This is a genomic window from Acidimicrobiia bacterium, assembly GCA_040880805.1.
Lineage (GTDB): Bacteria > Actinomycetota > Acidimicrobiia > IMCC26256 > DASPTH01 > DASPTH01.
On sequence record JBBDHW010000067.1, the window covers coordinates 23,296 to 35,418 of the forward strand.

Annotated in this window: 11 protein-coding genes; 6 read left to right on the forward strand and 5 right to left on the reverse strand. The window is 70.3% G+C overall.

Annotated features, from left to right (window positions below; genetic code table 11):
• Positions 1-103 precede the first annotated feature (103 nt).
• Positions 104-1,327 (forward strand): DUF5925 domain-containing protein, encoded by a 1,224-nt coding sequence (locus tag WD271_17235; protein MEX1009564.1) that lies wholly within the window; start codon positions 104-106, stop codon positions 1,325-1,327.
• A 25-nt stretch (positions 1,328-1,352) separates the two neighbouring features.
• Entirely contained in the window at positions 1,353-2,870 is a 1,518-nt protein-coding gene (locus WD271_17240) for an NAD(P)/FAD-dependent oxidoreductase (GenBank protein MEX1009565.1), read from the forward strand.
• Here WD271_17240 and WD271_17245 read toward each other — a convergent pair.
• From WD271_17245 to WD271_17265, 5 genes are all read right to left on the reverse strand, one after another.
• Complete coding sequence (locus WD271_17245; protein MEX1009566.1) at positions 2,867-4,849, reverse strand: acetoacetate--CoA ligase; 1,983 nt, start codon at positions 4,847-4,849, stop codon at positions 2,867-2,869. The genes WD271_17240 and WD271_17245 overlap by 4 nt on opposite strands.
• The gene (locus tag WD271_17250) at positions 4,849-5,040 is read right to left on the reverse strand and encodes a hypothetical protein (protein ID MEX1009567.1); all 192 of its coding nucleotides are present in this window, start codon (positions 5,038-5,040) and stop codon (positions 4,849-4,851) included. The genes WD271_17245 and WD271_17250 overlap by 1 nt, the downstream gene beginning before the upstream one ends.
• Positions 5,037-5,279: a molybdopterin cofactor-binding domain-containing protein gene (locus tag WD271_17255; GenBank protein MEX1009568.1), complete on the reverse strand. Its 243-nt coding sequence runs from the start codon at positions 5,277-5,279 to the stop codon at positions 5,037-5,039. Before WD271_17255 ends, WD271_17250 begins: the two co-directional genes overlap by 4 nt.
• A complete protein-coding gene (locus tag WD271_17260) occupies positions 5,276-7,705 on the reverse strand; it encodes an ABC transporter permease (protein ID MEX1009569.1) in 2,430 nt (809 codons plus the stop codon). The genes WD271_17255 and WD271_17260 overlap by 4 nt, the downstream gene beginning before the upstream one ends.
• 81 nt (positions 7,706-7,786) lie before the next feature.
• Complete coding sequence (locus tag WD271_17265) at positions 7,787-8,632, reverse strand: nuclear transport factor 2 family protein (protein ID MEX1009570.1); 846 nt, start codon at positions 8,630-8,632, stop codon at positions 7,787-7,789.
• Between the two features lie 226 nt (positions 8,633-8,858).
• On the opposite strand from WD271_17265, the gene pyrR reads away from it, so the two are divergent.
• From pyrR to WD271_17285, 4 genes are all read left to right on the forward strand, one after another.
• Positions 8,859-9,437 (forward strand): bifunctional pyr operon transcriptional regulator/uracil phosphoribosyltransferase PyrR, encoded by a 579-nt coding sequence (gene pyrR / locus WD271_17270; GenBank protein MEX1009571.1) that lies wholly within the window; start codon positions 8,859-8,861, stop codon positions 9,435-9,437.
• The gene (locus tag WD271_17275) at positions 9,434-10,357 is read left to right on the forward strand and encodes an aspartate carbamoyltransferase catalytic subunit (GenBank protein MEX1009572.1); all 924 of its coding nucleotides are present in this window, start codon (positions 9,434-9,436) and stop codon (positions 10,355-10,357) included. Before pyrR ends, WD271_17275 begins: the two co-directional genes overlap by 4 nt.
• 87 nt (positions 10,358-10,444) lie before the next feature.
• Positions 10,445-11,731: a dihydroorotase gene (locus WD271_17280; protein MEX1009573.1), complete on the forward strand. Its 1,287-nt coding sequence runs from the start codon at positions 10,445-10,447 to the stop codon at positions 11,729-11,731.
• The coding region (locus WD271_17285; GenBank protein ID MEX1009574.1) for a carbamoyl-phosphate synthase domain-containing protein at positions 11,728-12,123 on the forward strand (396 nt) is incomplete at its 3' end. The genes WD271_17280 and WD271_17285, both read left to right, overlap by 4 nt.

Here is a 12,123-nt window from a genome sequence, read left to right on the forward strand (position 1 = left end):
GGCTCGTTCGCTGCGACGCAGGGTACCTGCGCCGCGGACGCTCAGTCCCGACCGTCGCGTAGCCTCGAAGCTTCGCGACGCTGACAGAGGGGCGGGCCCGGGGGTGGACGACAAGGTGGACGACGTCGACATGACGGAGCCGGTACTCGCCGATTCACTCGCGGAACGGTCCATCCACGAGCGGTTCCTGATCGACCGCGCCGCCCGAGAGTCCGAGATCGTGGCCATGCTCGCGCTGTCGCCGTTCGTGCGGGGCGACGAACCGTGGATGGCGAAGTTCCGCATCGACGCCGAGGTCGCGCCACTCGACATCCTTCCCGACGGCACCGAGATCGATCGGTGGGTCGAGACGAGTTGGTCGGTGAGTGCGGCGGCGCGCTGGCGCGAGGTGACGCTCTTCGTCGAGACGTACTCGGGGGGTGCGCGCGTCACGATCACCGCGCCTACTCGTGAGCTCGTCGAAGAAGCTCGGGCCATTGTCCGCGAGCGAAGCCCGGAACCCGACCTGAGCGACGCGGTGCAGGTCGCGTTCTGGCGGTGGGGCGATCATGGCGCGCACGAGACGACGCGCGCGCTCGATACGCCGAGCTGGGCCGAGATCCGGCCCAACTATTCCGGCACTGCGGGCACGCGGCTCGACGAGCTCATGAAGCTCGAGGCGCCCACCGGCGGAGGGAAGCTCCTGCTGTGGCACGGCGAGCCCGGCACCGGCAAGACCACTGCCATCCGTTCGCTCATCCGTGAATGGCGCGGGTGGTGCGACCCGCAGTACGTCACGGACCCCGAACGCTTCTTCAACGAGGCGAACTACATGCTCGACGTGCTGCTCTCGTCCGACCGTCGGGAGATGCGTCCGGGGGTGCGAGGCCTGCCCGGTGGGCTCGGGCCCGGTGGACTCGGGCCCGGTGGACTCGGGCCCGGTGGACTCGGGCCCGGTAGCGGGATGGTCCCGAGCGACCGCTGGAAGCTCGTGATCGCCGAGGACGCCGACGAGTACGTGCGGAGTGACGCGCGCCGTCGCGCCGGCGCGTCACTCGGCCGCCTGCTCAACGTTGCCGACGGCATGCTCGGCCAGGGACTCAACACGCTCGTGCTCCTCACGACGAACGAGGAGATCGCGCGTCTGCATCCGGCCGTGGTGCGCCCGGGCCGGTGCCTGTGCCTCATCGAGTTCGAACGGTTCGACACCGCCGGAGCGCGTGCCTGGCTCGGCGACGACTCCGTCACCGACGAGCCCACGCTCGCCGAGCTCTACGAGCGCCGCGACAACCCCAACGGCCTCCTTCGCGAGACCGCACCCACGCACAGGCCCGCTGGCTACGTCTGAGCTCGCCCACAGGAGGTGGGACGTCGTGGTGGTGGGGGGCGGACACAACGGGCTCACCTGCGCGGCCTACCTCGCGCGCGGTGGTCTCTCGGTTCTGGTGCTCGAGCGACGCGCGCAGGTCGGGGGTGCGTGCACGTTGGAGCGGCCGTTCGCCGACCAGCGCTTCGTGATGAGCCCGTGCGCCTACCTGGTGGGGCTGCTGCACCCGCTCGTCATCGCCGAGCTCGACCTACCCCGCCGCGGCTACCGCACGTTCCCCGTAGACCCCACGCAGTGGACGCCATTCGAGGACGGCACCGCGCTCGTCCAGTGGCACGACGAGGCGAAGACGGCGCGTGCCGTCGCCGCGATCGCACCGAACGATGTGGAGGGGTTCCTTGCGTACGACGCGTTGTTCAGGCGCATCCGGGATCGTCTCCGCAACGGTCCCCGCGGCGACGTGTGGCTCGGTGACTCGCCCGATCGCGCCCAGCTCGAGGAACTCTTCGTCGACGACGCCGAGGCGCTCGAAGTGGTGCTCGACGCTTCGATCGCCGACGTGGTCGAGCGTCATGTGCGCGACGAACGCCTGCGCATCGCCCTGCACGGCCAGGGCGTGATCGGCACCTTCGCCGGACCCCGCGATCCCGGAACCGCGTGGATCCACGCCCACCACAGCCTCGGCCTCATCGGCGGCTGGTCGTTCGTGGAGGGAGGGATCGGCCGGGTGTCGTTCCTCCTCGCCGACGCCGCGCGCGACGCAGGGGCAGTGATCGCCGCGGGTGTACCCGTTGCTGCCATCACACCGGGGGAAGGTGTGCAACTCGACGACGGCACGGTCATCGGGGCCAACGTCGTGGTGAGCAACGCCGACCCGGTCCGCACTCTCGCGTTGCTCCGCGCCGCGGGCGCGGGCGAGCCGACCTTCTCGCGGGCGGTCGATCGCTGGCGCATCACCAGCCCGGTGATCAAGCTGAATTGTGCGCTCTCACGCCTGCCGACGTTTCCTGCCGCCAACGGTGATCCCACGGTGTTCCGCGCGCAGATCGAGATCGCGCGCAGCATCGACGAGACGCAGGCGGCATACACCGCAGCCCGCCGCGGCGAGCCGGCGCCCGAGTGGTGCGAGCTCTACTTCCAGACCGCGTACGACTCGACGGTCGCGCCGTTCGGCCACCACACGATGAGTGTGTTCGCCCAGTTCGTGCCCTACCAGTTCGCGTCGGATACCTGGGAGAACCGGCGTGACGAGATCGGCGACGCGACCCTCGCGGCGATCGCGCGCTTCGCGCCCGACGTGGCCGACTGCATCGTCGACCGGCAGGTGCTCGGCCCACCCGACGTGGAGGAGCGGATCGGCCTCACCGGTGGACACATCTTTCAGGGCGAGTGCCTGCCCGACCAGATGTGGGACCGACGGTTCGCTGCGCGCACGCCGGTACCCGGCGTCTATCTGTGCGGCGCGGCCACACATCCGGGCGGCTCGGTGATGGGCGTGAACGGCCGCAACGCCGCCGCCGCGGTGCTGGCCGACCGAGCCCGGCTCGCAGCCGTTCGCTCCTAACAGGCCAGCTCGGGGAGCGCCACGATGGCTTCTATCGCCTCCGGGTTCGCGAGCGCGTCCGTGTTCCGGACCGGGCGCCCGTGCACCGCGTCGGCCACCGCGAGCTCGACGAGCTTGTTGCTCCGCGTGCGCGGAAGGTCGTCGACCTGCGCGATCACCGCGGGCACATGCCGCGGCGAGCACTCGCGGCGGATCCGCGAACGGATCTCTGCTTTCAGCTCGTCGGTGAGCGTTGCGCCGTCGACGAGCCGGACCAGGAGCACGATCCGCACGTCGCCGTTCCACTCCTGGCCGAACGCGAGTGACTCCAACACCTCGGGTATGGACTCGGCGACCCGGTAGATCTCGGCGGTGCCGATCCGCACCCCGCCGGGGTTGAGCGTCGCGTCGCTGCGCCCGTGGATCACCATGCCGCCCTGCACCGTCCACGACGCGAAGTCACCGTGCGCCCACACCTCGGGGAACCGTGCGTAGTACGCCGCGTGGTAGCTCGAGCCGGCTCCGTACCCGAACGGTAGACCGGTGGCGTCGCCCCAGAAGCCGAGCGGCATCGACGGGAACGGTGCGCGGCACACCAGCTCGCCGGGGATACCGGGCGACTCGCGCAGTGACGACCCGTCGTCGGCCGCAGCGTCCACCGCCATGCCGAGCGCGGGCCGCTGGATCTCGCCCGCGTACACCGGTCCGGTGGGATCGCCGCCCACGAGGCAGCCGCACAGGTCGGTGCCACCCGCGATCGACGCGAGGTGCACGTCGCGCTTGACCCGCTCGTAGATCACGCGGAAGCCGTCGGGCGAGAGCGGCGAACCGGTCGAGCAGATCGTGCGAAGTTCGTCGAGCCTGTGCGTGGTGATCGGCTCGATGCCAGCCTTGCCGATCGAGTCGATGAACTTCGCCGAGACTCCGAGCAGCGTGAGCTGCTCAGTGTCGGCGACGTCGAACAACACGTTCGGCCCGGGGTGGAACGGCGACCCGTCGTAGAGCACCGCGGTCGCGCCCGACGCGAGCGTGGACACGAGCCAGTTCCACATCATCCAGCCGGTCGTCGTGAAGTACATCACCCGGTCACCCGCGCGGATGTCGCAGTGGAGCTGGTGCTCCTTCACGTGCTGGAGCAAGACGCCGCCGGCGCGGTGCACGATGCACTTCGGCACGCCGGTGGTGCCCGACGAATAGAGCACGTACCACGGGTGGTCGAACGCGAACCGTTCGGGCGCGAGGGGAGTGCCGCGATGCGGTGCGAGGAACGCGTCCCACCCGATCGTGCCGGCCGGCTCCGTGCCCGAACGGGAAGCGGTCGCATCGCCCACCACCACCGTCGCGCGCAGTGTGGGGAGCCCGGCCCGGATATCTGCGAGTCGCTCGAGACAGTCGAAGTGCTTGCCGCCGTAGGGGTAGCCGTCAGCTGCGAACAGCACGACGGGCTCGATCTGCCCGAACCGGTCGAGCACACCGTGCGCACCGAAGTCGGGCGAGGTCGACGAGTACACGGCACCGATCGACGTGGCGCCGAGCATCACGACGACGGCCTCGATCGAGTTCGGCAGCCACGCCACCACGCGGTCGCCGGGCTGCACGCCGAGCGAGCGGAGCGCGGTGGCCATCGCGCCCGCGTCGGCGCGCAGTTCCTGCCAGGAGCGCGACCTGCGCGCTCCGCTCTCGTCGACCGCGACCAAGGCCTCGGAAGCCGGATCGACGCCGGCGTGCGGCGACAGGAAATTCTCGGCGACCGAGAGGCGCGCGTCGGGGAAGAAGCGCGTGTCCCAGAAGTGTTCGCCGCGCTCGATCACCCGCGCGCCGGGTTCGCCCACGACCCCGCAGTCGTCCCACACCAGACGCCAGAACTCCTCGGGCTGCTGGATCGACCACATGTGCAGCGCGTCGTAGTCCGGGGCACCGGCACGCCGTCGGAAGCTCGCGAGCCGTGTCGCTTCGGCGCGCGCGGCCGAGGGCTCCCAGAGCAGTGCGTCGGCGCGCATCAGCGGTGAATCAGCTCGAGGATGCGGTCGGGTGGGAGATACTTCTGCGTGACGGTCACGCCGAACGGAGCGAGGGCGTCCTCGATCGCGTTCGACAGCGCGGCGGGTGCTCCGATCGCGCCGGTCTCGCCGAGCTCGCGGAAGTCGATCGGGCCCGGCGGTGGAGACTCGAGGTGCTCGATCTCGATCATGGGCACCTCGGCGGCGGTCGGCAGCAAGCAAGATCCCACGCCCACGACGGCACTCCGCGTGCGTGGACGGAACCGTTGGAAAGCTCCACGTCGCGCGGATCGAGCTCGTGCTGCTCGGCAAAGGTGTCGACGATCCGCTCGCGCAGCGCGGCCACCGCGCCGACGACCGCGCCGCTCGCGAGCGTCGCAGCCCGGCTGCCGCCGGTGCCGACCAGCTTTGTGTCCGCGGCGTCGTTCACTCAGTGCGAAGTATGCGCGCGGGCCGGACTCGCTGTGCGACTCGCGCCGGGATCGCCGCCGCGAGGATCCCGACCAGGAGCGCGAGGGCGCTGATCGCGAGGATCAGCAAGAAGGGTGTCGAGGGCTCGGGCACGACGTCGAGGCCCCGGGCAAACACGCCCCAGAGCCATCGTCCGGCGATGATGCCGACCGGCACTCCCACCAGCAGGCCGACCGCGACGGTGACGCTCGCCTGCCAGCGCACCGTCGCCGCCAACTGGCGCCGGGTGAACCCGAGTGTCTTGAGCAGCGCCAGGTCGTGCCGGCGGCGGCGGACCGACGATCCGAGCGTGAGCGCCAGCGACGCCAACGCCGCGAACACGAGTGCGCCGGCGAGGATTGTGGGAGAAGACCCGATATCGCTGGCGTTGACAATCTCGGCCGGACGCTGCGCGCGTACGACGACGATCTCCCCGGTGGTCTCGGCGATGTTCGGTGCCACTCGCCGCAGATGCGCGAGCGCCGTCGCGTGATCGACTCCGTCGCGGAACCGTACGAAGATCACGTTGGGCCCGACCGCGCCGGCGGAAACCGAGCGCGCGTAACCGGGCACGAGCGTGGAGTCGACCATTGCTCCCACGCCGAGGGACGTATACGCGCCGTGTACGGTGCCGATCGTGGGGAGGGTCGCGGTACCGACGATGCGAAGCTTCTTCGCGGTCGTGCCGTCGCCGATGATCAGCGTGTCACCGATGTGCTTGTGGAGCTGACGGAGTGTCTCCGAGCCGAGCACGACGTCGCGCGCGGACTCGATCGTACGGCCCGTGAGGATGGGTGGGTGCACGCTCGTTCCCGGCGTCATACCGAGGAGTGGCACGTTGGTACCGTCGAGCGTGTCGGTCCCGAAGAACGCGCCGGCCCACGCGTCGACGTTCGGATCACGGTCGAGCAGCTTGTGCGCGACGTCCTCGCGTGCCTGCCCGTACCCAGCACTGTCGACGAGCGTGGCATCCCAAGCCCAGCCGAACAGGCGCGGCTGGTCGACCAGCGCGTTGAGGCTGCTCCCGAACGTCGTCGCAGCCACGAGCGCGAGGACTGCGATGGCAACGCCGAGCATCACCGACCGGACGGGTACCGCGGTGCGGCCGCGCCCCGGTTCCATGGCCAGTCGCAAGCCGGCGACGCCCGCGGGTGAGAGGCCCGCTCCCTGCGCGGCCGCGACGAGCTTCGACGGGCGCGCGGTGGGTTCCTGTTCGGTGAGGCGGTGGGGAACAACCCGCCACGCGGTGAACCCGACGACGGTACCGAGCACCCCGCAGAGCAGGAGCGCGCCGAGACCGAGCACCGTCCAGTCGGCGTCGAGGCCGGGTGCGACCTCCCCCGCGCGCACCTTCCCGATCGGCATGAATGGCGATGCGGCAACGGCCAGGACAATGGCGAGCGCTGCGCCGGCGAGCACCGCGACGAGGGGGCCGGTGGCGGCCGCGACGCTCGACGCGCCGGGCGCCGCACCCATGGCGCGGAGCACCGCGCGCTCCTCGCGTTCTGAGCGCAGCTGACGGCTGAGCCCCAGCCCGACGAGCACGAGACATGCGAAGAACGCGATGGCCCCGAACAGAGTGAGCGCGATGGAAAGGGGTCGCACGGCCTGCTGCGTATGGAACGTCGTGACGGATGTGACGCGGAAGAACTGCGGATTGCCCGCATCGAGGATGCGCAGGTAACGCTGTTTCACCGCGTCGACGTCGGCGTCGCCGCGCTTCAGCACGAGTCCCTGCCACTCGTATTGCACGTAGGGGAGCGCCTTCCGCGTGTACGCAGGCGTGAAGAGGACCAGCGGTGAGCGGTCGGTGTCGTCTTGCACGACCTCTTCGGGGAACAGCCCGATGCCGACGACCGTCGCGGTCATGCGGAGCTTCGGAGCCGTCGGGTTCTGGAAGAAGTCCTGGCTGATCTCGTTCGGGTCCCACGTGCCGAGGTCGAGCTTCTGGCCGACCCGGTAGCCGAACCTCTTCGCGGCGGTCTCGTTCACCGCGATCTCGTCGATGCGCTTCGGATCCGGCAGCCGACCGTGCGTGGGTGTGAAGCGGTCCTGGTCGAAGAATCGTCCGTCGAGGCTGGCGAGCGCCTCGAAGTCCTCAGAGAACACGGGCTTCCCGCGTACCAACCGTCCGACCACGGGAGCGACATACACCCGCGACTGAACGACTTCTGGGAACGACGCGATGGTCGCGACGGTCTTGGCGTCGTACGTGCCGGTGTCGACCGCCATCGTCGACGCGTTCGCTTCGCGCAGGAACCGCGGATACGCCGACTGCGTGCGCCGCGCGCCCGCGAGTGCGAAGAGGCTCAGCCCTCCCGTGACCCCGAGGAGGGTCACGATGCCGAGGTAGCTCCGCCAGCGGTTGCGGAACGTCGCGCGGAACCAGTAGGCGGCGAAGCTCACCAGCCCACCAGAGCGCATCCCGCCAGGTCGGTGAAGGGCACCAGCCCCGTCAACCGGGTGATGCCAGCATCCCGGTGGGTCTCACAGCCACTGCCCCTCGAGCTCCGACAGGTCGAACGAGCCGGCCTGCGCCGGCAGGACGTAGTTGTTGAGCCGCTCGGGCTTCCAGATGCTGGTGAGCCCGCGTGCGTTCCGGCCGATGCCGCCCGTGCGGGCGAGCCGCATCGCCTGATCGTGCGCGCCGCGGCTCAGCGCGGACTCTGCCACCTCCACGCTCTCCCACGCGGAGAACGTCCAGTTGCGCTTGCCGACCGTCGCGAAGCACGTGCCGAGGTACCCGGGGTTGTCGAGGAGCTCCACGACGATCTTTTCGGTTGCGTCGCTGAGCGCGCCGGCGTCCTCGGGCTCGACCTCGATCCACGTGACGGTGAACGCACCCGGGATCGTGTCGCGGCCCGTGTCCACCCGGATGCCCAGCCCGAACTTGAGGAACGGGTCCATGTCGGCCGGACTGAGGTGCACTTGCAGGCCGAGCTGCGTGAGCATCAGCCCAGTGTCGAAGTAGCCGACCACCGTGCTGATCCGATCCGCGTCGGGGTCGTAGGTGAGGAAGTCGGCTCCCGGGAGGTCGACCGTGCCGCCGGTCGCCGGGCCAATCGGCATCGAGCCGGTGTTGGTGCCCTGCATGCGCCACTCCGCCGCCGCCGACGTGGCGCTCGTGGGCGCGACGGTCCCGAGCTCGAAGTGCAGATCGGGAAAGCCGCCGACGAGCCCGTTGACGTTCGCCGCGAGCGCGTCGCCGCGGAGCGGACCGCCGGTGGTCGGGTCCTCGTAGGTGCCGTCGTCGGTGAGCGCGGCGACGACGCCGTCGCCGTCGTGCGCGTTCCAGGCGGCGAAGTAGCGATCGAGCGCATCAGCAATGGCCATGAGCGCCTCCTTCCTCGGTGCGGGCGCGTTGATGCTCCCATAGAGGCCTCGGCTGCGGGTAACCTGGTGCGAACCGTGAAGGGAGTCCCGTGAGGCTCCCACGGAGGAGACACGCATGACCGCGCCGCGCGCCGGACAATCACCGGCTGCAGCCGCATCTGAACACCGGCCGGATGGCGCCGGCTCGGTGCCCGAACGGCAGGCTGGTTTTGTGTTCCGGGCCGGCGTGCTCGACGCCGCCGACGTCCGCCGGGCGCACACCCGCATCGCCCACGAGATCGTGGAGCGCAACCACGGCGCCGAGGGTGTGGTGCTGGTCGGCCTGTACACGCGGGGCCTGGCGATCGCGCGCCGGCTCGCGGCCGCGATCGAAGAGTTCGAGCACATGGGCGTTCCCGTCGGCGCGCTCGACGTCGCCTTCTATCGCGACGACATCGGGCTTCGCCCGGTGCAGCCGCTCGGACCAACCGAGATCCCGGTCGACGTCGCGGGCAGGGTCGTGGTGCTCGTCGACGACGTGCTCTACACGGGCCGCACGGTGCGCGCCGCGCTCGACGCGCTCACCGAGCTCGGCCGGCCGCAGGCGGTGCAGCTCGCGATCCTCGTCGACCGCGGCCACCGCGAGCTACCCATCCGGCCCGACTTCGTCGGCAAGAACCTCCCGACACGCCACGGCGAAGACGTGCGGGTCCGGTTGGAAGAAGTCGACGGCGTGCCCGACTCCGTCGAGCTCTGGGCTCAGGACGAGGCCAATCAGGACGAGGCCAATCAGGACGAGGCCAATCAGGACGAGGAGGGAGCATGAAGCACCTGCTGTCGATCGCCGACCTCGACCGCGCCGCGATCGAAGAGGTGCTCGACCTCTCGGAGCACTTCCTCGAGGTCACGCAGCGCGACATCCCGAAGGTGCCCGCGCTGCGCGGCAAGGTGGTGGTATCGCTCTTCTACGAAGACTCCACGCGCACCCGCATCTCGTTCGAGACGGCGGCGAAGCGTCTCTCGTGCGACGTCATGAGCTTCTCGGTGGGCAGTTCCTCGGTGCAGAAGGGCGAGAGCCTGCGCGACACCGTGCAGACCATCGAGGCGATGGGGATCGACGCGGTCGTCGTCCGCCATCCCGCCGCGGGTGCGCCGCAACGCGTTGCCAGCTGGGTCGACGCCAGCGTGGTGAACGCGGGCGACGGCTGCCACGAGCATCCCACCCAGGCGCTGCTCGACGCGCTCACGTTGCGCCGCCATCTCGGCGCCGACCTCACCGGCGCCCGCCTCGCCATCGTCGGTGACATCCTCCACTCGCGGGTCGCGCGCAGCGGCGCGATCGCGTTCGCGACCTTGGGAGCGCAGGTCACGCTCGTCTCGCCACCCACGTTGCTGCCATCGTCGCTCGACGGCTGGCCGGTCGCGGTGAGTCACGATCTCGACGCAGTGTTGCCCGACGCCGACGTCGTGTACCTGCTCCGCATCCAGCACGAACGCCGCAACGCGTCACTGTTCCCGACGCTGCGCGAGTACACCGCGCGCTACGGCCTCACTGTCGAGCGCGCGTCGCGGCTGCGGAAGGACACGCTCGTGATGCACCCGGGCCCGATGAACCGGGGCGTCGAGATCGCCGCCGAAGTAGCGGAGGGACCGGCCTCGCTCATCACCGAGCAGGTGACGAACGGGGTAGCGGTGCGTATGGCGGTTCTCTACTCGCTCTTGGGTCAGGGGGTCTCGCTTGCCTGAGCGAACGGAGCGAATGGAGCGAGCGCAAGCAATCCGGTTATTCCGGCGAGCAGCGAGCGGAAGTAGCGAAGTGGGAGCGGAAGAGAAGTGACGGAGCTGGTCATTCGCGGCGGGCGCGTGGTCGACCACGACGGCGAACGCGTGGCGGATGTGCTGGTGCGCGGCGGTCACGTCGTCGAGGTTGGCACCGGTCTCACCGGCGACGAGACGCTCGACGCGTCGGGCTGCATCGTGGCGCCCGGCCTCGTCGATCTCCACGTGCACCTGCGCGAACCGGGCATGGAGGAAGCGGAGACCGTCGAGACCGGCGCGCGCGCCGCCGCCCTCGGTGGCTTCACCGCGGTCGTCGCGATGCCCAACACCGAACCCGCGCTCGACGATCCCGCCATCGTCGCATCGGTGCTCGCGGCGGGGGTGCGCGCCGCGTGCGACGTGGTCTCGTCGGGCTGCATCACGAAGGGCCGCGCCGGAGAGACGCTCGCGCCCATGGGCGAGTTGCACGGCCTCGGGGTGCGGATCTTCACCGACGACGGCGCGTGCGTCGCCGACGCGGGCGTGATGCGGCACGCGCTCGAGTACTCGCTCGCGTTGCCGGGCGCGGTTATCGCGCAACACGCGGAAGATGCCGGGCTCGCGGGAGGTGGATCGATGCACGAGGGTGCCTGGTCGAGCCGCCTCGGCATCCCGGGCCGGCCCGCCGCCGCCGAAGACATCATCGTCGCCCGCGACCTGATCCTCGCCGAGCTCACGGGTGCGCGTGTGCACTTCCTGCACCTGTCAACGGCCGGCGCGGTCGAGTTGGTGCGCGCCGCGAAGGCTCGCGGCCTCGCGGTCACTGCCGAGGCCGCGCCGCACCACTTCACCCTCACCGACGAGTGCTGCGCGAGCTTCGACCCGGTGTTCAAGGTGCATCCGCCGCTGCGTACCCACGCCGACGTCGAGGCGATCAAACGCGGACTCGCCGACGGCACCATCGACGCCATCGCCACCGATCACGCGCCGCACCCGGTGGAGCAGAAGGAGCGGCCGTTCGAGGAGGCACCCCCGGGGATGCTCGGCCTCGAGACGTCTTTCGCGCTCACGCTCACCGAGCTCGTCGAACCGGGTGTGCTGTCGCTCGTCGACGCTTTCGCGCTCCTCTCGTGGCGCCCCGCCGCGATCGCAGGGCTCGCGCATCACGGGCAGCCGATCACACCCGGCGCCGTCGCCAACCTCTGCGTCATCGACCCTGCCGTCACCTGGGAGGTCGACCCGCTGCGCCTCGCCAGCAAGGCCCGCAACACGCCCTTCGCCGGCCGCAAGCTCACCGGCCGCGTGCGCCACACCATCCTGCGCGGCGATCCCGTCGTCGTCGACGGCGAGGCCCGGCGATGACGCGTCGCGAAGCGGTCCTCGTCTTGGCTGACGGCGCCGAGTTCGAGGGCGAGGCGATCGGCGCCGACGTGCCCGTGACGACCGGGGAGGTCGTGTTCAACACCGCAATGTCGGGCTATCAGGAGATCCTCACCGACCCGTCGTACTCGGGACAGGTCATCATCTTCACCTACCCGCACATCGGCAACTACGGCGTCAACGCCGAAGACGACGAGAGCCGCCGCCCGTTCTGCTCCGGCATCATCGTGCGCGATCTCGCGCGCCGCCCCAGCAACTGGCGCGCCGAGCGAACGCTCGACGACCTGCTCCGCGAGCACGGCGTGCCCGGCATCGCCGGCATCGACACGCGGCGGCTCACACGCCACCTCCGTGACGAGGGCGCGTTGCCCGGC

Bases quoted from the DNA above. Each gene is read 5' to 3' on its own strand.
- WD271_17250 (MEX1009567.1), bottom strand. From the start codon at position 5,040: ATGATCGAGATCGAGCACCTCGAGTCTCCACCGCCGGGCCCGATCGAC.
- WD271_17275 (MEX1009572.1), top strand. From the start codon at position 9,434: ATGAAGCACCTGCTGTCGATCGCCGACCTCGACCGCGCCGCGATCGAA.
- WD271_17265 (MEX1009570.1), bottom strand. From the start codon at position 8,632: ATGGCCATTGCTGATGCGCTCGATCGCTACTTCGCCGCCTGGAACGCG.
- WD271_17245 (MEX1009566.1), bottom strand. From the start codon at position 4,849: ATGCGCGCCGACGCACTGCTCTGGGAGCCCTCGGCCGCGCGCGCCGAA.